Source organism: Parashewanella sp. 2210YD4-3, from assembly GCF_056591735.1.
In genome coordinates, this window is the sequence record NZ_JBWQOG010000003.1 from 41,279 (window position 1) to 64,127 (window position 22,849).

General features: G+C 38.1%; 14 protein-coding genes. 5 read left to right on the forward strand and 9 right to left on the reverse strand.

Translation table 11 applies throughout. The annotated features are described in order from the left end of the window. The first annotated feature begins 11 nt into the window (after positions 1-11). Entirely contained in the window at positions 12-2,159 is a 2,148-nt protein-coding gene (locus AC1EU0_RS05465) for a hypothetical protein (protein ID WP_480301025.1), read from the forward strand. Positions 2,160-2,442: 283 nt separating this feature from the next. Next, entirely contained in the window at positions 2,443-3,594 is a 1,152-nt protein-coding gene (locus AC1EU0_RS05470) for a hypothetical protein (protein ID WP_480301027.1), read from the forward strand. A 98-nt stretch (positions 3,595-3,692) separates the two neighbouring features. Here the strand turns inward: AC1EU0_RS05470 and AC1EU0_RS05475 are convergent, their stop codons facing one another. From AC1EU0_RS05475 to AC1EU0_RS05485, 3 genes are all read right to left on the reverse strand, one after another. Further along, positions 3,693-4,421, reverse strand: coding sequence for a phytochelatin synthase family protein (locus AC1EU0_RS05475; protein WP_480301029.1), 729 nt, complete (start codon positions 4,419-4,421; stop codon positions 3,693-3,695). A 28-nt stretch (positions 4,422-4,449) separates the two neighbouring features. After that, complete coding sequence (locus tag AC1EU0_RS05480) at positions 4,450-4,953, reverse strand: hypothetical protein (protein WP_480301030.1); 504 nt, start codon at positions 4,951-4,953, stop codon at positions 4,450-4,452. A 136-nt stretch (positions 4,954-5,089) separates the two neighbouring features. Beyond that, on the reverse strand, positions 5,090-6,004 hold the full coding sequence (locus tag AC1EU0_RS05485) for a M14 family metallopeptidase (protein ID WP_480301032.1): 915 nt from the start codon (positions 6,002-6,004) through the stop codon (positions 5,090-5,092). Between the two features lie 215 nt (positions 6,005-6,219). On the opposite strand from AC1EU0_RS05485, the gene AC1EU0_RS05490 reads away from it, so the two are divergent. Together AC1EU0_RS05490 and AC1EU0_RS05495 are read left to right on the forward strand one after the other, a co-directional pair. Beyond that, the gene (locus tag AC1EU0_RS05490; RefSeq protein ID WP_480301034.1) at positions 6,220-11,175 is read left to right on the forward strand and encodes a hypothetical protein; all 4,956 of its coding nucleotides are present in this window, start codon (positions 6,220-6,222) and stop codon (positions 11,173-11,175) included. A 48-nt stretch (positions 11,176-11,223) separates the two neighbouring features. Beyond that, entirely contained in the window at positions 11,224-11,916 is a 693-nt protein-coding gene (locus AC1EU0_RS05495; protein ID WP_480301036.1) for an SDR family oxidoreductase, read from the forward strand. A gap of 262 nt (positions 11,917-12,178) precedes the next feature. Here AC1EU0_RS05495 and atcC read toward each other — a convergent pair whose 3' ends face one another. The 4 genes from atcC to atcJ are packed head-to-tail and all read right to left on the reverse strand — an operon-like array spanning position 12,179 to position 14,650. After that, positions 12,179-13,081 carry a cold adaptation protein AtcC gene (gene atcC / locus AC1EU0_RS05500; protein ID WP_480301037.1) on the reverse strand — a complete coding sequence of 301 codons (903 nt, stop codon included), beginning with the start codon at positions 13,079-13,081 and terminating at the stop codon, positions 12,179-12,181. A gap of 10 nt (positions 13,082-13,091) precedes the next feature. Continuing rightward, entirely contained in the window at positions 13,092-13,850 is a 759-nt protein-coding gene (atcB, locus tag AC1EU0_RS05505) for a cold adaptation protein AtcB (RefSeq protein WP_480301039.1), read from the reverse strand. Next, a complete protein-coding gene (atcA, locus tag AC1EU0_RS05510) occupies positions 13,850-14,344 on the reverse strand; it encodes a cold adaptation protein AtcA (RefSeq protein ID WP_480301040.1) in 495 nt (164 codons plus the stop codon). Before atcA ends, atcB begins: the two co-directional genes overlap by 1 nt. 24 nt (positions 14,345-14,368) lie before the next feature. Then, positions 14,369-14,650, reverse strand: a complete 282-nt coding sequence (gene atcJ / locus AC1EU0_RS05515; RefSeq protein ID WP_121837443.1) for a cold adaptation protein ActJcold adaptation protein ActJ — start codon at positions 14,648-14,650, stop codon at positions 14,369-14,371. 270 nt (positions 14,651-14,920) lie between these two features. On the opposite strand from atcJ, the gene AC1EU0_RS05520 reads away from it, so the two are divergent. Next, positions 14,921-17,992 carry an ankyrin repeat domain-containing protein gene (locus AC1EU0_RS05520; RefSeq protein WP_480301042.1) on the forward strand — a complete coding sequence of 1,024 codons (3,072 nt, stop codon included), beginning with the start codon at positions 14,921-14,923 and terminating at the stop codon, positions 17,990-17,992. A 74-nt stretch (positions 17,993-18,066) separates the two neighbouring features. Here the strand turns inward: AC1EU0_RS05520 and AC1EU0_RS05525 are convergent, their stop codons facing one another. Continuing rightward, positions 18,067-19,968, reverse strand: a complete 1,902-nt coding sequence (locus AC1EU0_RS05525) for a phytase (RefSeq protein ID WP_480301044.1) — start codon at positions 19,966-19,968, stop codon at positions 18,067-18,069. A 90-nt stretch (positions 19,969-20,058) separates the two neighbouring features. Continuing rightward, a complete protein-coding gene (locus AC1EU0_RS05530) occupies positions 20,059-22,827 on the reverse strand; it encodes a TonB-dependent receptor (RefSeq protein WP_480301046.1) in 2,769 nt (922 codons plus the stop codon). Between the last annotated feature and the right edge of the window lie 22 nt (positions 22,828-22,849).

The following is a 22,849-nucleotide window of genomic DNA, read 5'->3' on the forward strand; positions in this document are numbered from 1 at the left end:
TTAGAAAAAATATGGCGGCTTGGGCTGAGTTTATATCTTGTGTTCCACCTGATTCTGGTGATCCTATTGTTTACCGAAATTACTCAGAGGGCGATAGAAATTTTTTCACCTTAGATACACGTCGTAGGTATTTTGCCGAGCAAAAATGTGTTGATGGGAAAACACCCCTTACAAGTGAGGGGGTTAACGGTGGTAGACCCTTAAATTGTGGTAATAGTAGAGAAAGAAGCCCTATTTTATTTCGTTATAATCAAAAAGATAAACGTGAGCATCCTCGACATCTCGAATCATTTCATAGATTTCATCCTAGTTCTAGTCATAGCCCAGAACCTTTCATAGTTGATGAGCCATTACATAATTTACCAAGTGAATACGTAATTCAGGCTTTAACTTCACTCAAGAGGAATGGTGGTTCACAGGTTAGATTTTATCCTTGTGTTAATGAAATTTTGCCAACAGCCCCAAAAGCCTATCAAGAGATGATGTGTAAATATTGTAAACACTTCAAATGTTGTAGTAGTGTCTCACTACTTGAACCTTGCATGACTGTTTCTTTAGTCGCCTGTTCTAATGACCAAAGGTTAGTTTTCTCACAGCACCTACCCTATAACTTTCTCAATAATAGTGGCTACATTGCCTTGGCGTATAATGGTGAATACCCTGAAAGGGCATTTGCTAGCAAGCAAGTTTTCTCTAATTATATCGAACTTATTCTATTGTCACGGGATATAAGTAAAAGGGAAGTTGCTACAGAGCAAATAATCTGTTTTTGTATTGCGCATAAAAAATATCCACGCTTGATTAAAGCACTTTTGCTTGAGCTTAATGTTACAGGGTTTCCAATTGAGGCAATTTGTCCTGTCGCTATTAATGCTTTTATTGATGCATTAGCAATAGATGATAGGTGGCTAAATGATATTTATCAGCTTACATTGGTTTGTGAAAGTTACCCTTTTGAAGTCATGCTTAATTTATACAAAACGATCGGTAACCACCTAAAGTCAAAAGATATTCCTGATAAGTGTATATTACATGTACTTGAGTTTGCTGATTATACAAGATTTACAAATCAAGATAATAGGTTGTGTTTTAATAAGATGTTGATTAAAGCATGGAGTAGAGCGATTTCTAGAGACGTTACTTATATTTATCGATTTCAGGTTGATCGTTTTCAAACGGCAGATGAGCGAAAACAAGTTGTTAGTTTATATACGGAATGGGTTAAAGCCTTAGTTCGTTTGCAAGATACTGAACAGCAAAAAGAATTAGTCACTAAACAAATTGCTCTTTTAGAAGGAATCTTTGATGCTGTAAAGCAATATGCAAATGAATATGCAAAGAAACATGGTGGAAAAGAGGTTACTTTCAAATTTAGCTATATAGGCTTGTTGGGTTATAGCTGCTTATTACATCAAGTTGATCACCAACGTATTACAAGCAGATTAGCTAACTTTGAAAGTGAGGTGCGTAATTTTGAAACATTATGCAAAAGGCCCTTAGCGCAATTTTATGCTAATTTATCATTAAATCACCCACAATATACTTGGTTTGCTGAACGTTACTTAGATGATTTAATGAAAAGTAAAGAGTTCAATGATGTAAAAAGCGCGTTACATACAGTTTCAGTTTTACTAAAGTGTGAGTCTTTTATATATAAAAATTTCGAGTCAAGAGTATTTAGTTGCGTGAGTCGTAATGACTTTTCTGTGTTTACACCGATAATCAAAGAAGCTATAAATCAAAACAAATATGAAATTGCTTTGGCCATTTTTGAAAAAGCACAAAGAGTAGGGGTTATAAAAGCAACTCCTGCTCATGGTGTTAATTCTACTGATACATTTTTATCTCTTTATATGGACGGAAAACGTTTTTTTAAAGATGGATACAGAAAAGTAATACCAATTGAATTATGTTACATTGCTTTACTTTGGTGGATAACAAAGGGGGTTAAAAACAGAGGGTTTGAACATATTTTCTGTATTGAATGTATTATTAGTTTTCCCTACTCACCTAACTCTATCATTGAACTTAAGCAGCTGATTAAAGCTCACCCACTTCCTAAAATTAATTTTTTGAGGTTTCATGAAACTGAATCCAGTGTAGCTTTGTTTTGGGAGAACCCCATCAAAATCTCAAGTGATGATTATAACTTCGATTAGCTGTGTTTTATTTCGGTACTTTGTGTGGTCAGAGTAGTGCAATTTTTCATTTATACATTATTGTTACGCTCATTGTTCAAGAAACCTCAACTCCTTAACACTTTGATATCGATTAACAAATAGCATGGTTAGAGTTTATACTCTTTTGATTGCCGTCCAACCAAATGATTTAATTAGAGTTATGACTCTTTTGTGATCGTGAACATTCTATTGATTTAAATCAAAACTACCTATAACCTCCGCAAAATAACAATAGTTTGAAGTCATTGTTTGGAGAGTATGTATGCTAAAAAAAATTACGACAGTCACGACATTGCTTGCCTCTGTATTTATCAGCGGTACAGTTTTTGCGAAAAATTATACCTTTGATATTGCTAATCCAACCCCTAATTTAACTGTAAAGTTATCAGATGTTCTTGCAGTAAAATCTACAAAGAAAGGTCGGTTAGTACATGTTTCTAAAGAGGCTTATGAAACCTGTAATATCGATGAAATACACAGAAGTAGTTATGTTGTTGGAGAGTACGCCCCCCGTAACAATGAAGCTGGTACGGTCTTTGTTTTCGTTCAGAAAATTGATGCCAGATTAGAGAATGTTCCAATTTATGATTATGGAACAACCCATCATTATATTTTTCAAGATGATGAGGACACTAATAAAAGATGCTTAGATGGGACTGATAAGTTTACTTTTAAGATCGAAGACAAAGAAGTAGGGCCTAAGAGGTATACGTTTGAACTTGAAAATCCAATTCCGAACCTATCAGTAAAGCTTGATGATGTGATAGCGGTAAAGTCCACTGAAAAAGGTCGTTTGCTGCGTGTTTCAAAAGAGGCTTTTGAAACTTGTAATATTGATGCAATTAAACAAAGTCGCCTAACAATAGGTGATTTTCAACCTAAAGATGGAAATGCATGGACATTATATATCCTTGTTCGAAAGTTGCATGGCGGTTTGGACGGAATCCCTACCTATAAAAAAGGTCACACGTATTACTACATCGTTCAGGACGACAAAAACTCTAATCAAAAGTGCTTAGATGGAAATGGTAAGTTCACTTTTACAACTGAGGGTAAAGAGCCTCCAATTACGCAAGAAGAAATTGATAAAAGCCTTGTTGCTGATATCCGTATGATTAACCATATTGAATTGAACAAACATAAACATACAGGTGAGTACAGAGTACGAAGCATTGATAAAGATGGCCGAGTTAAACTCAGTTATTTGAATGGTATTCACTTTAATCACACCAATGTTCCTGATAGAAGAAATAAAGTGTTTTGGGTTGTCATGCAAAATGATGTTAGATACGTTTACTCAGGTCAATTAGGCTGGCATGCTAAAGATGGTGGCTATGCTTTCTTAATTAGAGATAATAGTAGCGACCCTTTTCCAAAAGTAAATTCTGGTTTTGTAATTGAGTCGATTCATTAAAGACTTTAAATGTGTACTCTCTGTCAGTACACATTTTAGATGTTATCCATCTTACAAAATATTAAAGGCATCATAGTGATGCCTTTTTTATTAAACATTTAAAGTGAATTTGGAAAAACCAACAAGCCTCTACTGCGATTACTATCTGTATCTATTTTTTGAGCCGACTCATAGAGTGCTTTTGCCGTTATCCAAACCGGTGGATATTTGTACCGAGCAACATCTAAAATTAAAAAACGATCAGATTTTGGGTTGTAAGCTGCAATCGGTGAGAAATGTCCAGTTCCGACTTGTTTTACATCTTTTCTACCATAATTGATGATCACAAAACCATGGATTAAGCCATCAATAATGATTCGTTTAAACTGCTTTAAGTTTGATATATTACTGCCGAATATCATTTTTACATTAGGAACATATTCCTTACTCAGATTGTAAACTTCTTCTAATATCATTCCTTGATGATTGATTCTCGCGGGTGTTATTTTTTGTTTAAGTATCTTATTGTTAAAAAATAAGTTGCCTTGATTAAATATTTTGTAAGGGTAGTGCTCAGGGGCGGTTGTAGGTTTTACACCCATTGCATTTAAAACCATAACAACAGAAGCTGGACCACAAAAAGCTAACCCATTCTCGGTGATATAGAACCGGGATAATGACCAATAATCATGGCTAAGTTTTTGTGGGGCACTGATGAGTTGCTGTATGCCATTTGTAGAATCAAGCCGAATTAAATTCTTGGGAACGGGTAGGTTATTGGAGCTTGCTAAACAGCCAAAGCTGTAAATACAAGATAACAGAGTGATACTAAACAGATGTTTTTTCATGTCAAAGATACTTCCTAAACCTTGCAGATTAGGTTGAGCTTTTTGAAGTAGTAACGTTCTGATATTTCACAGTTTGCTTAATTTCCCAATGCATAAAAAATTTACTGGCTTGGGTGGTCATTACCGTTTTAACTGGAATGAGTAGCTTTGATGCCGGTTGATACTGATATTCGGTTTGAAACTCAAAATCATGGTTATTAATGGTCTTATGATAAACATTAACCACTTTATTATTTATTACCTTTAAATTGCTGCACTCTAATTTTTCTTCTCTAAAATATTCAGTGGCTATATCTGTGTCATCCATACCACCTTTTACCAAAACTTTCTTATCAGAGTAACTGGGTTTCTGCTGTTTATAGATTACGTGTTCTGTTAAGTCAGAGCGTTTAATGCCATCAACTAACACCGTGACCTGTTTATCGAATGAAAAATCAGACTGGTTAAGGTGGGCTAGCCCTGCTTGAAATTGAGTGCAGGCTATTGATAAGTTTGATGTTAACAGTAAGCCTACTGCTAATAGAATTTTCATGGCATATCAATCAAAAGAAATAATTCATTGATATTAGGTTGGTGTTTTATGTGTGTAAATGAATAACTGAGATTCGTTCAGCTTCTATACGCGTGATACCTGAAAGCTGCATCTTCAGATATCACGAGTATGAATATTAACGAATTGATAGCAAATAATCTAATCCGCCAGTAATTGCTGCTACCTGAGCCAAATTACATTCTGCATCGGTTACACGTGGGCTGTCGGGATAAACTTCAGTAGTCGTGCAATAAGTGCGATCAGTAAAACCTGCACATAATCCTAGCTTTTTAGTCGGATAGTTGATAACACCATCTTGTTCTATTGGTTTGCTCAAAATCTGCCCGTCAGCTTCTGGTGGAGCGATATGAGTTACCTTGCGAACTGAATCAATAATGGCTTTTTGGAATTCAGGCTGAGGCATAGTAGAATCACCCACGAGATAAAAACCATCAGGAATAGTGCCTGCAACATAATCTTTACCATCTCTTGCGGCTAGTGCAGGGCGAAACTCTTCTTCGTCTGAGTCTGTGGTTTCATGTAAGTCTATATGTGCCAGAACCTTAACATTCAAGCTTTTGACAAATGCCATGGCTTGAGCAGCTTCTTCAGATGGACTGTTTGCATAAAAAGAGCGATTAGGGTCCACAGCATTGGGATTCCAGCGGTTGATGGTTTCGTAACCCCAAGGGCTAATGCAAGGTAGAATTATAACGTTGAAGTGTTCAACATAGTTTTTTGCATGTTCTTTTGCAAAAAGAATCGCACCTTGCACGCCGCTTGTTTCATAACCATGAACTCCACCAGTAATTAAAATTGTTGGTTTATCGTCATGCCAGTGTTTGGATGTTAAAGCATAAAGCGGGTATCGATTAGGCTTGATAGGCAAGCTACCGTATTGGCTGACTTTAAAAAGGTCTGATACTGCTTCCAGTTTATAGACTACTTCAGTTTTGTACTCACGTTTAATTTCTGTTTGGGCTAACCAAGCCTGTTTTTCTGCATGTTGCCAAGGTGTGTTTGGAGCACCGATTGGGTAAAAGTAACTCATTGTGTCTCTTTCTTTAAGATTTTTACATAGCTTAATACGAGAGTGATTTGAGTAGCAACAATTGCTTTGGGTTAAAGTATAAAGCCAACAAAATCAGTGAATAAAAGACACCAGTATGAAGCAAGATTAATTTATAAAATACTCAACTGTAATTCTTTAATAAATAGATTTTGATAGATTGATTTACAATCAATTAAGGTTGTGGTGAAAAAATTATGGCTTCATGTGGAGTAGAACAAAGTAGTCCGGTCGTCGTTCTGAATGCTCAATTGTCAGATGAGCAGCAATTATTTAATCAAATAAAACAAGCAGTAGCTAACAACGAATTTGATAAGTTCACTCAATTAGTAAATCACCCCCAGTTTAAAATGACATATCAAGATAGATCTCCTTCACCCGATCACCCTGACGGCACACAAAATAATGTCATTCATGAAGTGTTAGGAGCGAGCAGTCATAGAAGAGATGAAATGTTGGCTGTTCTTTTGCGCAAAAAAGACATAACCCATGAGTTGTTTGTAATAAATGCTACGGGTAAAACAGCAGTACACCTATTATTCTCATCATATAATCGGTGTACAGAACCTTGCTGTAAGCTGCTCATAAGTCATTTGAATCATGAATGTTTGGTTGACGCTATGAGAATGCTTGATTCAGATGGGAATACAGTATTTCATCTTTTGATTGGCAGTCTAAAAAGCAAAAGCGAATTCGAGCCTACAAAAGTAACAGCCGTTATCGCCAAGAAAATTTCAACTTTAATTGAACATGCATTTAAATTAGCGCCTGAAAAGCTCCCTCTGCTATTCAATGTAAGGAACAACCAAGGTCAATCAGTAGGTAACATATTGGAAGTGCTAATGGACGAGGCGCAAAGAGAAGGCATAACTTCTCAGCAGGAAAGGACTGATGTGCAATTGATGAGAATGAAGCTTAAGTCTCTACTTAGCCAATATAATGTGGTACTCGAGCGCAGTGCTGCTGTTAATGGCTCTACTCTTTCTGAACATGGAAAAGCATCACCTCAAACGGAAAGTTCGTCGAAGGAAGGTAATCTAAAGCAAGCTGACCATTTAGTCAGCCTTTTGCCAACAAACATTACTCAGGGAGCAGCTGACAACATCAGCACTTGGGCAAAGCTGTCATCACAACAGACACATCTTACGGAACACTTAGAAGCTATGGATGATAAAGCTACTACACAACCACGCTCAGGTCATTTGCTTCAACCCCATTGGCAAAGTGGTCTGGATGGGTTTTCCTTGATTCCCAGTGAGGCTGCATCGGGGCTGCAATCAGGAGTAGCGGCTCAAGCATCAAACTTTAGTAGAGAGGAAAGAACACCATTAACTTCAAAACCAGATGATCTGAATACCCCTGTAATAAGTGTTAGTAGAGAAGAGCACTCAGATAGAAACACACCAGTTGTCTCCACTGAATGTGTAGGAATGACCGAAGAAAATCGGCAGAATACAAACAGTTTTCAACCAAAACAAGCTCAGCCAGTTGCGGCGGTGCGCGTTCTAGGGGGGGGCTCATATCAAGGTCATCCTTATCCACATGCAGCCCTTTATCAAGCTAATCAGGATCCTAGAGGAATGCAGTATGTGCCTCATGTTTGGGGATTGGATGGCCATAGATTCGGACATAACGCGCCTTTACATCAACCTGTAGCACTTCGAACACAGTATCGACAACCTGTTCCATTCCAAACTCATTATCAACAACCTTATCCATATAGATCTGGAAAAGTTGAACCCAATGGCTTTATTTTAGCTTCAGCGAATGCGCCTTTAACTCCACAGCTAGTTTTACAGCAATGGGACCAAATGGTAACCGCTTTTATAAATACAGTAAGAAAAGAACACGGCAGCTATTTTACAGATGAAAAATGCAGTGTTTTGAGGAGAATCTTAGAGGAGCCTAACACTAAGCAGTGGTTTACGAATACTATATTTCCTACTTGGGAAGGGGACTTAAAGCTGATGGGGAAAGTAATTGAGTGGCTGCAAGTCGAAATTATCCGTGATATTAATTGGTTGCAAAATAAGCAAGAATTCATAGCAGATTTACAACGACAAAATCCTGGCGATTTTTCTTCATCAGATATTCAAAAGCTGTCCAGAACGATTGACCGTCATAAGCCAGAATTTGAAAGATACTTTGAAAGTCGATTAAAAAAGGAAAAGTTTACAGCCTACTTTATTCATTGGCTTAAAGGAAGCATAAGCACAATAGAGATAATGGACCCTGAAGCTTCACAGGCTTGCAGAGTTTTACCTGTTGAACTTTCATTGGCTCCTACAATGCGAAAGCCAGTAGCTGGTAGTGTGCCACACGAGCAAAATACCTATGAATCTTCAACTTCAACTAACACTGTAACCACATCAGCAGCAATGTCTAAAGCAAACCCTGATAGCCAAGAAGACACTGAGTGGGCGCAAACTAAACGTCATATTTTAAATGCGATGATTATATTTTCATCAGAAGCAATACAAAGTGGGGATATAACTCACTTAGGAGGATGGTTTGATAACAACAGAGGATTAGTTGAAGAAATCATAACCTTAGAAAGTCAGCCAAGAAAATGGGAGGCGTTGGAAAAGAAAAAGCGTGAAATGTGCAACATATTGTTGGGACTTCTTGGTAGACCGCAACTGGTATTGAAAGAAGCAAAATCTATTACGCATGCCGAGTTGTGGCAAGCTGACAAACAACGACTATTTGATTTTTTAAAGGTTAATCACCCTGACTTATTTTCTTCTGCTGATGAGATGGTTGTTTCTGATTTGATAGACTCTAAAAAGGATTTTTTCCAAATATACTTTAATACATGGGATGGAATTACAGCAGTAAATCATGAAGTGTTAAGCAGGTTAAACCCAAAAACTCATTCTAAAAGAAAACAAGAAGTACAAAAAGAATCTGTATCAGCTACAAGGCGAACACCTATTCAATCTGCTGAAAAGAAAGCTGTTGAAGTAAGCTCTGAGGTGGAGAACTGGGAAGAGGTTAAAGGTATAATTGTAACTATTTTGTTCAGTGAAGATGAAAAATTATTTTCCTTTGCTAACTCACCCATATTAAATCAATTACTAGATAGAGATAAGCTAAGTGCAGTGCAGGCTTTAAATCAGAAACTAGTAACACTTCAACATGTATTTATTCAAAAAATGAGGCAGCAAGTCACAGCAGCCTTATCTAGTCCAGCAAAACCTATTGGAGAAAGAACGGTTCAATTACCAGTTGCCACTAAAGCTCAACAAGTACAAGCAAAGCCAGAAAATAGCATGTGGGACGAATCAAAGTGCAAATTTTCACAAGCACTAAATGCTTATAATGACCGAATCTTTCCGCAAGCATGTCTTGGGGTGTTAAATCGAATCTTTGATGCAGAGAAAGGACGTTTTGAAGCGGTATTAGCTACTTGGAGTGGCCAACCACCATTTCCTGAAAGTTTCAACAGCATCATAACTGAATTAGCAGGGCATCCAAGTATTACGGCCATTTCTAACTATAAAGTGCCTGTTATTAGAACCAGACAGCCAGCGCAACAACAAGCTGTTCCAAGAGTCGCTCGAGTGCCTCGTTCTGATTATGTAGCTAAGCCTAGGTCTAGAATTTATGTAGATCAAGCAGGTCTTTTCCAAAAGCTCAACCAAGCTGGCTTACTTAATGGTGAGCCTTCATTCAATGAAATGATGGAAAGAATAAAACCTGAATTTTTGGTTGATCATAATGAGTTTGTACGAAAGCTAGGCATTTTCCGGTTGCTGCAGCAATATAGTTTAGGACTGCCACAAGAGTCGATAAGAGGCTCAAGATATTTACTCAGACCAGATGATTTCTTCATGCTGGTGAATCACGATGTTTTAGTGCCAAGTGATTACGCCAGAGTTAGAACCAAAAATGATGAACAAATTAAACCGCTAATTCGAAGACTTACTTTGCAGCATACCGATCCAAAACTTTCAGCCATTGGTCTGTCTCATTGGGGAAACACCTGTTTCTTGAATACTGCTATACAAATCATGATAAGGACAATGCCTGAAAGCACATTATTTGAACTAACACAAAAGAGGTTTCCTTGCGGTTACACCCAAGACGTTGCCGATGCCTTGGTAGACATAATTAAGGAAGGCAAGCGAATCCTTAGAAAAGAGCAACGGCCAGCACGACTTACTTATCATGAAAGAAAATTGCATCGAGCATCACATGAACTAGCAAAAAAAGTTGGCTTTAAAAATTGTTTAGATGATGTTTTTACACATACTCGGCTAAATCAGCGAAGACAGGAACAAAACGATTTAGTTAGGAAACAGGAGATAGATGAATTAGCTAAGGGTGATGCTGGAGATACCGTTGATGGATTTTATGAAGTCTTAGGGTTGAATGCTAGTCCTGTATTTTCTGTGGCTAAGCGTAAATGTGAAATTGCTCTATATGGTAGAAAACAGGTCGTAAGGCCAATTGGCAGCCCAGAGAAATCTACCAGAAGTCTTGAATTATTGCCTTTTGGGTTTGTTGATAGGGGCCATCCCAAAGGGCTTACTATGCTAGATTGGTTCGAAGAATATTGTAATCCTAATTTTGATGCAATAACGCCAAAAAATAAGCTGTGGGAGTTAAATTCAGCGACTTCGAATCGAGCTGTAAAAGTACAGTTAGAAACAAAAGAAAAATCTATTTTAGAGATTGATCGGGATAAATTCAGTCAATTGGATTTTTCTTTCGTTGTGCAAGATGCGCCTAGATTAAGAGAAATGTTGAGAGAGGCATTTTGCAGAACTGGATACAATTTGACTATTCCTGTGATAGATCAGCATGGACGTTTTGGAACTTGCCACTTAACTACTGAGTTGATTGTATTACACCGTAATACTAGAGACGACATTAAAGAATCAGAGGCTGCAAATAAAAGTGATCATGAGCATGATTCAGGCGGCCACTTTATTTTGATGAGTAGAAGTGTTTCAAATGGCCAAGAAGTCGTGACTTTCCAAGATGATTATAGAGATTTGTCATTTAAAGATTTTCGTGAACACAGCGATAGAGATGGTAGAGTTAAGGATCAGCGTATATGGAGAAAGCCAATGGATGTGATTGAACTAGATAATTACACTCCCGTGAGAGTAATCTATAAAGTACAAAAAATAGATTGGGATTATTAAGTCAGTTAATATCTGTATATACAAAACACTTGAGTCCTAGGAATTACCATGAGTAAAACACTATTTATCACAGGCGCAAATCGTGGAATAGGATTAGCGTTAACAAGAGCTTATTTGAATGATGGTTGGCAGGTGATAGCAACCTGTCGTAGCCCTGAGGATTCGATAGAGCTAACCACCTTACTAGATGAATTTGATAAGTTAGATATCTTTGCCTTAGATGTAACCAATTACGATGATGTAGCAGAGCTTGCAAATGAACTTAAAGAGGCTGAGTTCGATGTTTTGATTAATAATGCTGGCTATTATGGTCCAAAAGGTTATAGCTTCGGAGAAACTGATATTGATGAGTGGCGAAAAGTGCTTGAGATTAATACGATAGCACCACTCAAATTGGTTGAAATCTTTTACCCACAATTAAAATCAGCGCGTGGGTTGGTGGTCAATATGTCATCAAAAATGGGTTCAATGGGAGATAACTCAAGTGGAGGAAGTTATATTTATCGCTCCTCAAAAGCTGCATTAAATGCGGTGACCAAATCCCTTTCCCTAGACGGTTTAATCGATGGTATTCATGCTGTGGCACTTCATCCAGGTTGGGTGCAAACCGATATGGGTGGACCTAATGCATTAATTACATCGGCGGAATCAGCAACAGGATTAAAGTATATTTTAGATAATTTTTCTATAGAACAAAATGGTGGTTTTTTTGATTTCAAAGGAGAGAGCATCGATTGGTAATGGTTAAATAACCAAAACAAACCTAGCTCAATGCTTTTACAGTTACTCGTTTCGTTATATTTTGTTAAGCTCATATGTGCTTTAAGATATATATTTACCTAATGATTTTAAGGCAGTTATTTATTCAAGCTTACCAAATGCTCTTAAGCTTACTATCGAAGAGCGTTTACAGAAATTATTAAAGTAAAAAGAAAGTAAAAAGTTGAGAAGAAGCTTGCTTGATATTTTATCGAGCAAGCTGATATGAATAGCAATAATTAAATCAAAGCAAAAGATACAAAGGCCAGCCTAAGATAACTCCTGCCATACCTTCTTTATGCTCTATACGTTCAAGTTTTTCAGGTGTGGCACCATCAATGACATGCTTTTGATATTTTTTCGCAAATTTGATGGTTTTGATAATCGAAGCAATAAAGCTCTTGTTGATATCCGCTTGAACACTCTCTTGAAGCTGTTCAGGCAAAACGGCTAAGTTTTTTTCCATCCAGTCTGATATAAAATCAGATTCTAACCATTCGTCTTTGAACTCAACATCAGTAATGTGTTTTTTCAAATCTTCTTTGACTTTAGCATTCGCACCAAAAAACAAACGATAGATAAGCGCTTCAGCGAACATCTCTTCTAATGTTTCGCACTCTATTGGGTCAAAAATTGGGTTGTTGAAAAACAAAGCCTTTACCGCTTCGGAGGCTTGATAGCTTTGGTGCTCTTTTAATGCATCTTGGTAATTATCCCAGCCATTCCATTCATCAGCATCAGATGGGGCTGATACGCTTTCGAGTAAGCGTTGATCAACATCTCCATATACCGATTTTGCATGCAACAAGCGGTATTTACTGATGACAGTTAACATGCTCCAGCCTTTTTGGAAGCTTTTTACTAATCCATCAGGTTTTTTAAGTAAAAGCATAGCCTTAACTTGATCGTGAGCAGTCAGTGCTGCAAGACCTAAACTGGCGACACCAATCACATCTTGTGAAGCTTGCTCCAATAAATGCATTTTGTATTTATTGTAAAATTTATCCGCAAGTTTTAGGCTCATAAGCGCGCCTTTGTGCTTAATTTGCGCTATGTCTTCCTCTGAATAGATTTCTTCTTCTTTTGCAAAGTTTAAAACTTTAGACAGAAATGGAGCTTGATCCAAATCTCTTAATACGATTTGCATTGAGTATTCCTTAGTCTAAAAAGCTAAACATATCGTCAACTTCTGAATACTCATCTTTTGACTCATTCTTTTCTTTAGCTTGAGTAACAATCTCGCCAACAAATTTATTAATGATGGTTTGCCAACTCGAAGACTCATTTTTTAATAAACTTTTAATTTGCTTTTCTACTTCTGGAGCTAACTCTTTAATGAGGGCTAATAAGCTACGAGGATCGTCAATTTCTAAACTGCGAGACTCTTCAGCGTCGGTGCGATCGGTATAGCCAACAGTGGTACCGTCGTCTTCATCGTCAAATACATCAGCAATATTATTGTCTAAGTCTTCTTCCGACGGAGTCATCAGCAATTCGATAAATGGAATCGATAGATAAAACAGACCCGCTGGTTCTTCGGCAATGCACTCAAGCACTTCAGTTTGTTTTTCTTCACTTGGCTGAACGCGAATCAAATAAGTCAAAAAATCGAAAGTTTGTTGCATAAGTTCATCTGCATTACTTTTGACTTTTTCTTCCCAATAAAGAGGTTGTTGGCAAACCGTGTCGCGGATTTGCTCAGGCGTCATCAACTCAGACATGATAGACGGGCAAGATATATCATGGTTACTATTGATTTGAGTTAGGGTAACAATATCCATATTTTCAATGACTTCAACTAATTGTTCGTCATTCATGGTATTGGCGATCAGCTCGAACTTCTTGCTGGCTTGTTTTGGCTCAACATCGGCTAATTGTTTAATTTCTGCTGCAGTTAGTTCAATGAGACTATTCATTAATATTCCTCATCATAATCATACTGATCTTGGTATTCATCACGGAAATCATTCGAATCTTCATTGAGGTCTTCTAGACCCTCTTTTTTAGCCGTAGGCTTGGAATCAACAATCATTAACAAAAATAATGCAGCGCAGCTTTGTTTAAGTAATGATTCCGAAACTTCTTTTACAGCTTTTACAAGTGCAATGTCTTCGTTGTTAAACGCTACACTCACCTTAAACTCATCCCAAGTGGGCATAGTGTTGTTATCAATCCAGTCCTGCCACTTTAGTTGCACTTGGTCAGGAAAACGAACATTGCCATAAAGCGCTACCGTGAGATATTCGGGTAGTGAGTTTAACATTTGCGCATCTGCCAATAGCGCTTTTTTCATTTGATTTGTGTATTGAGCTAAGGCATCTGGTGTATCAGGGTCTTGATATGACTCAATATTTTCAAGAGCGTCTAATTTTAATTGGTTGACGTAATTAAGATCGAGTTGATCAGTCATAGTAATCTCAAGGTACTGTTAGAATTAATAATAACCATCCCACAGCTCTTTCATCGCTGCGGTTGGGTCGTTAACGATGACATTATTAAAGTCACGGATGAATGCTTTACGGGATTTTGGTGAAGATAAGACTTCGTAAGCATTTTGAATACGCTGTAATAGAGTAGCCGCTTGTTGCTTTTCTTCCTCTGAAGCGTTTAAAAGTTTATCGGGGTGATATTTATTGGATAAACGTTTATACGCTTTCTTGATTTCATCGTCTTTTGCGTTGGCTTTAACACCAAGCACACTAAAGTGATTTATCATGTAGGTTCCTGACTTATATATGAAAATATATTTTTGGCAGAATAGTTTTAAAGGGACAAAACTACCACGACCCAACATAATACCAAACAATTCAGATCTTGTCTCAGTCAGCATAGCTAGCTAACGGTATTAAGTTAATAAAGTTTAACTGCATACGGGGTAAATCCTAACTATTATTAATAAATTCATTGGCTTAATTTCTATACAGGGTAAAGTATGGCAAATATAAGGGTTGATAGTGGTAGATTAAATACGAAGTTTGAGACAGAAATGGAAAGTATAGAGGCACGTCCTCATTCTAAAGACTTTGTAAAACTTTTAACATCATATCTTACAACTGAGTCAAATATGGCTGAACAGTTAAGACAGCTTGAAAGAGATTTAGCACAAATCGAATCTATGGATGATCCTACTAAGGGCCATTCAGAGTTGTTGACGCAAATTGATGAACTGTCGACGTTAGTAGGCTCATCTGATTATTCAGACGATTTGAAAACTCAAGCCATCGAGGAAATGTTGATAACTCATGCAGCAGCAAAAGCAGGAGCGTCTAACTACCTACCAGATACTTTTCTTCTTAGTTTACCAGTTGGAATCATAAAAGGAGAAATCCAACTTCAACCTAAGCAGGTACGAAAAGAAATTACAGAAAAACTAATTAGAGTTGCAGTTGATGGATTAGATAGTGCAGCTAAGAGCTCTAGTGCTGGTCTATCGCGTTCAGATAAAGAAGAAGCTATAAAGCAGCTTATGAGCGAATATGGTATCAGTGAGCGTAGAGGTTCTTCTCACTCACCATCAGTCCCAAGAAGAATTAATCAGATTAAGGATAAAGTAAGGCAAGCGCTCCCATTAAGTGCAGTTAGGCATTTGTATACCCGTAACAAAGCTCTAGAAAGTGCAGCAAATGAAGATCAGCTAGGAAGTGAAAGTACAAAGGGTTTTAAAACACCGGATGGTGTTCATTTTTATAAACTCAACTCACGAGATGGTCTTTATCATTTAGTTAAAGCAAAAGATCTCAATCTCCATGAGCTGAAAGAACATGTTCGTGATCTTGGACCTGCTTTAGGTTTGCAAATGATAGCCTCTATTAATGACCTAAGTGATTGGGGCCGCTTTTATGAAAACCAATTACAAGATGGTGTTGGGGAACCACATCAACAAGTATTTGAACACGCAATGCTAATGGTTCTTGATAGGCTAGTACAAGAACAAAAGATTGAACTTAATGAACCTTATCAATGGAAAAGTTCAATTCAAACAGCATCTTTTTCACAAGTTGCCGTAGAATTAAGCTCAAGTCGTTTTGCTGCTAAATTTACACCAGAAGCAGCTAAACAAACGCAGGGTTCAATCAATTCAGTAACAATGGCTGTTGGGCTTATCATATGTAAGCCAGGTCTTTCTCCGGAAATTGTAGCTCATCGTCGTAAGCAAATTTTAGATTGGTGTTTTGAACAAAAAGGAGCTGGAACAGCTTTAGATAGAATCACTAAAGAATCTCACCTAGCTCAGCTCGAAAATGAGCTACTTTCGAAAGAACTTAAAGTCTTGGCTGGCAGTTTTGCAAAAAAAGTTGAACAAGAAATAGAAAACGCAAAATCAGTAGCCAAAGTAACAGATTTATATGAAAGAGGTCATTTTCCAGATGATTTAAGCACGCCTGCTTGGACTTATTTGACCAATTTTTTTCAGAGCCTTAAAACAAATGATTATCCCATTACCCCTAGTGATGTCACTTATTGGAAAGCAGTAGTTGAAGATAAAGTAAAGCAATACAAAGGACAGGTTAGGCAAGGTGTTAAAAACATACCTAAAAATATGGATGAGGCGTTAGCATCTCGAAAGAGTCAAACTGTTGAAGTGACTAAAGCAGTAGCAAGCCAACCTTCATTTCAAGATAAACTCAAAGATATACAAGCACAAACAAAAGTGAAAGGCTTTTTAACAGAACTAACAGAATTGAGATCTATGCACCCGTTAGAGTTTCAAAAGCATATCGAACAATTAAAAACTACAGCACAAGAAATAGATGCAAGAGGGCAGTTATCAGATAGTAAAGTCAGAGAAAATTTTGAAAAATTTGTCCAACAATGCTCCATTGAAGAGTTACAAGTCGTATCGCCACTCCTAGTCAATTATGATTTACTTCAGTTAGGTATCAAAAGAGCTGATGAGCTAAATGGTTTAGATCAGTGCTTGCATTTGTTGAAAGGAAAAACCTTACTTGAGTGGCTTCCTGAAAGAATGCTGGAAAGGTGTAGCACTCGAAGTCGAGAAGAGTTGCTACAAAAAGCGGTGGCCGCTCAAGTTAAAAACTTGGACAAGTTCGCTGATTTCCAAGATATCGATACAAACTTCCCAGATGAAGATGGCAACACACCATTAATGAATGCTGTTCTCCATCGCAATATAGCTGCCGCTGAATACTTTTTACCTCGTGCAGCAACAGACCTTAAACTTGTAAATAATAAAGGGCAGAATTTGCATCATTTGATGTTATTGCATGGAAATGCAGAGCTTAAGAATTTATGGTTCAACGTTCATAAGCCTATTCCTGATATCAATGATGTAGATAAGCAAGAGGTTTCTCCATTGATGATAGCTGTCGAACAGGGGGATCTGAGCATGATCGATGCTTTAATCGGAATGGGGACCAAAGCAGAAACACCTGCCGAAAAAGATATACTTGTCAAAAGAGCGATACTATCAGGTAAGCCTGAAGTATTAACTAAAGTGGTGGAACATTTTAAATGTAATCTTCCAGCACGTGATGCCAATGGCGATAATTATCTGCATTTTGCGGCTCAACAAGAAAAATATCAGTGTTTAGAATTTCTTTTAAAAGCTGGAATATCACCATCAGAAAAAAATTCAGCAGGTAAAACTCCGTTGGAATGCGCAGTAGATGTAAACTCTGAACTCTGCATAACACCATTATTAACTGATCCTGAAATGGGTAAAGCAGTTGCAAGCGATGGAAATCCATTATTGCTCTACGCCATAGCTCACAATCTTTCAGTGGCCGCCAGAGTTTTGATGAAAAATACTACTGTTGATGAAACCTTTGTGGATAAAGAAGGTTATAACGCTGCACACCTGGCAGCTATGAATACAGATTCTGATACGATGAGGCTTCTATATCAACGAGGGTTTAATATTGATGCTGTGGTTGGTGATGGGCTATCAGATACTTCACCAGCAAAAACTTCACGTTATGCAGGTAGAACTTTTACCGAAATTGTGGAAGAACGTTATCTAAATGCAGGTACAAAAGCAACGAGCACAAGATACAGACGTTTTTTAGAAGACGTCGTTAAGTTTAAAGGTGGTAATTAGTTGAGTCACGAAAACAAAATAAGAAGACATGTTATGATAAACATGCCTTCTTATTGAAGCTGTAAATGTAGAGATTATTTATTCAATAACTTTTCAATTTCGCTCCAAGGAACCCATTTGAACACCTGATTACCATCAGGCAATCGATTACGTCCGTCTTGAACCGCTAACATTCCTAGTTGCCAAGCACCTGTGCCAACAGCTTTAGAGGTTACGGCAAGTCCGTCGGTTTCAGAGCTACCATCAATGCCTTTGTCAAAATTAGTACCAACTCTAAAGCGACCTTTATATTGGTATGGGGCTTTTGCATCGTAAATCACATACGAATCATTACCTTGGCTAGAAACAATAAGATATGTTTTATCCTGACCATGGTACAGAGCCAAACCTTCAACATCGTCTACCAGCTGATCGCCATCGACTTTAAGGATCAATTTTCCTTTATTGCTGGTATTTGCACCTGCATTAAAGTGCCATACGCCCGTATCTTCTTCACCAATGTATAAATCACCCGTTGTGTCATTAGCGACACAACCTTCAACTTGAGTGGGAACTGACAAGGTACGGACTTTGTTGATACTTGGTTTTAAACCTTGCCATTCAATTTTATATTGAATAGTTTTACCAGACTTCTCATTGGTAAAAGCATATAAGTCGTTGCTGTCGTAGTACAAGCACATACCGTAAATGTCGGAGTGTTGAGTATCTAACACTGCAAGTTGAGACACTTTACCATCAGCTGCAATATCGTAAACCGCTAGTTTGTCACCATCACGTAAACTGGCAGCAGCAATATCATGATTTTTTCCATTGATATCTACATTCTGGCGAATATCAATATTGTTAATACGACCAGTAGCAATGCTTTGAACTTCATTGCCTTGCATATCAAATACCATCAAGCCCCAACGCTTTTGTGCTCCAAGGACTAAACTTTTTTCGGGGTGAGTTGGGTGAACCCAAATAGCTGGATCATCCATGGTGTCACCACTGCGATCAGAGGTATCACTTTCAACCCAAGCTGGAATTTCAGGGAGCAAGTTTGCAGTCGATTTTTGGGTCGCAATTGCTGATTTAACTGATGCAAAACGATAACTATCGGTTTCATCGTCGAAGCTAACAAGCTCTAGTTGATCTGGGGTTTGTTTTGCTGAAAAACGCTCCGCTTCATCACCTTTGATTAAAGCAATAGGCGAATTACCGTCATAGATTGCTCCTTTCTCAGTTTGATAAAGTAGCTGACCATTGATTGAAAACAGAGAAGTGATGTCATTATCTGGCTTTGATAAAAACAACTTCGTTTCTATTGCCGCTTGTGGTTGTGCTGGGTATTGCCAAATTCCGGCATTTTGTTCAGTAACAAATAAACTATCGGTTTCAGCGTGATAGGCACAATCTAAAGAGCCAACAGGTACAGATAATTGGCGAACTAACTTAGGCTTTATTTCAGAGCCATTCGACAATAACCATTGCTCAGATTTACCTTGTTCTCCACCTAACCAAAGGTAAGTGAGCTTATCGGCTGGTCTTGGTTGTAAGCAAAGCCAATTGATTTCAAAGTCACGCTTAGGAAGCTGTGAAACTGGATAGGCTTTATCTTGTTTTACTAAAATAGGTTGCACACTGTCACTACGGCGGTCATAGGTAACGACTAGATTCTTATCGGCAGCAAGTAAAGTGAAATCACCTTGCAACCAAAGTTTTGCTTGAGAAGAGTCATTGTTGTTTACCCAAAGCAAACCTTGTTTTTCACTTGTTACTAACCAGCCGTTATTAAAGGGCTGAGCTTGACCACCTTTTAAAAATTTAAGCTCGGTCAATAAAGGAGTCGGAGCAATGGGTAATTGATGCTCCATTGCCGCTTTGGGACTGGTTTCACCTTGGCAGCCTGTTAAAGCTAAAAGCCCTGTAACTAGGACAATACCTAGGCTAGATTGAGTATATCTATTCATTGTCTTATGATTTTTTTTATTCATTATTTAAACCTAAAGTAAAAAGCTAAATGTGCTCTCGTCACAACTGAAATTACAGCTGTGACTAAAAGTGCATCGACTTAAAGCCAATACTTAGAAGCTCACCATTTGTACACCAAGCTGGAAAGTTCTGCCATAGGCTTCATATTGGTTATTAAAACGGCGAGAACCTGTATAGCTGTAGAAAGGTTCATCTGTAATATTGATGGCTTTGAAATATACCGTCACCTGCTCTGTAACATGAGCTTTAGCTACAAAATCCCATTGCAAATGGCTGTCTTCATATAAGTCATAGCGTGAATCTTCAAAGTCAGAGACTTCTTGCAGGTATTCAGACTTGTAGGCGGCTGATAGCCATACACTTGTATAAGCATTTTCGTAACCTAGAGAGAAATTAGCGGTTAAGTCTGACTGGCTTGGAAGAGGAATTATACGCTCCATTCTTTTGCCATCATCGAACCAATCAATAGTCGCTTCTGAGTCTGTGTATGTGACGTTTGTGTTTAAAATCATGTCACTGAACGGCTCAGGTAAGAAATTAAATTCTTGAACGTATACGAGTTCTAATCCTTTTATTTCTGCATCAACTCCATTAGCAAAAGTCACTGCTTCATCGAAGTTTTCAAAACGACCTTTTTGGCCAGCTAAATCTGTTTGGTAAATAAAGTTCTCGATGTCTTTGTAGAACAAGCCCGCAGAAAGTAAGCCAATACCATCGAAATAATGCTCAATACTTAGGTCAAAATTTACAGACTCTAATGACTCAAGGTTAGGGTTACCAAACTCAGCTTTGATATCGCCATCGTCATCTTCAACAAAATATCCTGGGGCGATTTGGTCGAAAGTAGGGCGCGTGATGGTATTTGTCCATGCCGCTCGAACAATGGTATTATCGTTGATGTTATATTTAGCGTGAAGAGCAGGTAGCCAGTGATCTTCATCTTTGCTGAATGAAGAGGAAGAGTAGGTTTCGTCTTCTTTAAATTCAACACCAGTTGAATCTCTGTCCATAGATTCATAACGAACACCCGCTAACAAGCGAAGTTGATCAAAATCAACGTGCCCCATTAGGTATCCAGCGTTAATTTTTTCTTTGATGTCAAAATCGTTGATTACAGATTCTACTTCGTCTTTGAAGTCATCTGCATTCAACTTATTTACTAAATCCCAAACTGGACCAGCGTTGATTCTAGGTCCAAATTGACCAAGACGGTAATCAATGTTTTTACCAGCAAATTTACTCATGTTGAGTGCATCTTCATCAACGCCGTTTTCGTCAAGATCTTCAAATTTCCAAATGTCTTCACGGTTGGTTTTATCACGACTGCTGGTTTTTAAACCAAACTTAATACCACCATTGTTTGAACCAAGCTCAAAGCTGCGACTAAAGTCCAGTTTGGCTGAAGTCATTTTGTCAGTGGTTTTAGAATCAGCTATTTCAATCTCTTTTAACTCGTATTCACCTGCATCGTAATATGCAGCAGGACCGATTAATCTTGGGATTTGTGTTTCAGAGTAACCCATGCTGTCAATGTCTGCTTCAAAATCAGCACCATCAATATGTCGAGGTTTTGCTGCAGACGCTTCAGAGTAAGAGACTTGGTAGTCAATCGTCCATTTAGTTAAGCGACTCTCACCACCTAATGCATAAGAAGTAATATTTTGCTCTTCAGTACGGGATTTTAAAGAACGTTTTACTTCGGCTTCATGACGTTGACCTAGTGATAAGCCTTCTTCATCATCACCCACTTCCCAGCTGACTTCAGAACCATTGCGAGACTCTACATCATCAAATTGGCTGTAAAGAGTTCGAAGATAGAAGTCATTATTATCATTTGGACGGTAATCAAAGTTTGCTCCGATACCCAAACGTTCACGAGTAATGTCATAACTACGAGCTTCTATTTCTTCAAGAACGGCATTGTCATAGCCTGTGTCTTCTGGGAAGTCCCACTTGCCACCCGTTTCGACATTGTCTGAACCAAATTTCCGCTTATACCAACTTGCAGCAATTGCGAAACCAAACTTGTCGTTAATCACATCGCTGAAACTGAAAGCAATCTTCGGACTGGTTTTTTCACGCAATTGGTTATAGCTTGCTTCTGCTGAAATATTGTAGAAACGACCGTCACGATCAAACGCTGATAAACTTTTTACTTCAACAGCGCCACCTAATGCATCGGCATCCATATCCGGTGTTACTGTTTTGCTCACTTCTACCGATTGAACTAGGTCAGAAGGAATAACGTCAAGTGCCACAGCGCGGCGGTCGTCTTCAGGCGCTGGCAGACGAGTACCATTCATCGAAACAGAGTTGAAATCAGGTGCAAGACCACGAACACGAACAAAACGGCCTTCACCTTGGTCACGTTCAATTGATATTCCCGGAACACGTTGCAGAGCTTCACTAACATTACTATCAGGGAAATTACCCAAAACGTCAGAGCTTATCACGCTTAATAAATTATCGGCACTGCGCTGGCGGTTTAAAGACTTGCTTAAAGAGCCACTTTGACCAATAACTTGGATACGCTCAATTTCACCACTGCCTAATTTAACATTCAAGCTAGTGGTACGATTGTCTTTCACTTCAATCGTTTTAGTTTGAGGAGCCGCACCAAGATAGGTAATGGTGACAGTGTAAGTTCCAGCTTTTAAGCCATTAAAAAAGAATCTGCCATCGCGACCTGCGGTTTGAGTTTGATTAAGTTCTTTTATCGAAACAATGGCTCCAGCCAATGGTTGCTGGCTACTATTGTCACGAATGTTACCTTCAAACTTGCCTGCTGCAACGGCAAAATTGGTCATCCCTGCTGCAATTAATGACAGTGTCAACATGGATAATTTAGTTGGCTTTTTCATTATTTTTCCTATGAGTTCATCT

What these genes read in the sequence shown, in the direction of transcription:
- AC1EU0_RS05525 (WP_480301044.1), bottom strand. Translation starts at nt 19,968, where the DNA reads ATGAATAAAAAAAATCATAAGACAATGAATAGATATACTCAATCTAGC.
- AC1EU0_RS05470 (WP_480301027.1), top strand. Translation starts at nt 2,443, where the DNA reads ATGCTAAAAAAAATTACGACAGTCACGACATTGCTTGCCTCTGTATTT.
- AC1EU0_RS05520 (WP_480301042.1), top strand. Translation starts at nt 14,921, where the DNA reads ATGGAAAGTATAGAGGCACGTCCTCATTCTAAAGACTTTGTAAAACTT.
- AC1EU0_RS05530 (WP_480301046.1), bottom strand. Translation starts at nt 22,827, where the DNA reads ATGAAAAAGCCAACTAAATTATCCATGTTGACACTGTCATTAATTGCA.
- atcJ (WP_121837443.1), bottom strand. Translation starts at nt 14,650, where the DNA reads ATGATAAATCACTTTAGTGTGCTTGGTGTTAAAGCCAACGCAAAAGAC.
- AC1EU0_RS05485 (WP_480301032.1), bottom strand. Translation starts at nt 6,004, where the DNA reads ATGAGTTACTTTTACCCAATCGGTGCTCCAAACACACCTTGGCAACAT.
- atcA (WP_480301040.1), bottom strand. Translation starts at nt 14,344, where the DNA reads ATGACTGATCAACTCGATCTTAATTACGTCAACCAATTAAAATTAGAC.
- AC1EU0_RS05465 (WP_480301025.1), top strand. Translation starts at nt 12, where the DNA reads ATGGCGGCTTGGGCTGAGTTTATATCTTGTGTTCCACCTGATTCTGGT.
- atcC (WP_480301037.1), bottom strand. Translation starts at nt 13,081, where the DNA reads ATGCAAATCGTATTAAGAGATTTGGATCAAGCTCCATTTCTGTCTAAA.
- atcB (WP_480301039.1), bottom strand. Translation starts at nt 13,850, where the DNA reads ATGAATAGTCTCATTGAACTAACTGCAGCAGAAATTAAACAATTAGCC.
- AC1EU0_RS05495 (WP_480301036.1), top strand. Translation starts at nt 11,224, where the DNA reads ATGAGTAAAACACTATTTATCACAGGCGCAAATCGTGGAATAGGATTA.
- AC1EU0_RS05480 (WP_480301030.1), bottom strand. Translation starts at nt 4,953, where the DNA reads ATGAAAATTCTATTAGCAGTAGGCTTACTGTTAACATCAAACTTATCA.
- AC1EU0_RS05475 (WP_480301029.1), bottom strand. Translation starts at nt 4,421, where the DNA reads ATGAAAAAACATCTGTTTAGTATCACTCTGTTATCTTGTATTTACAGC.
- AC1EU0_RS05490 (WP_480301034.1), top strand. Translation starts at nt 6,220, where the DNA reads ATGGCTTCATGTGGAGTAGAACAAAGTAGTCCGGTCGTCGTTCTGAAT.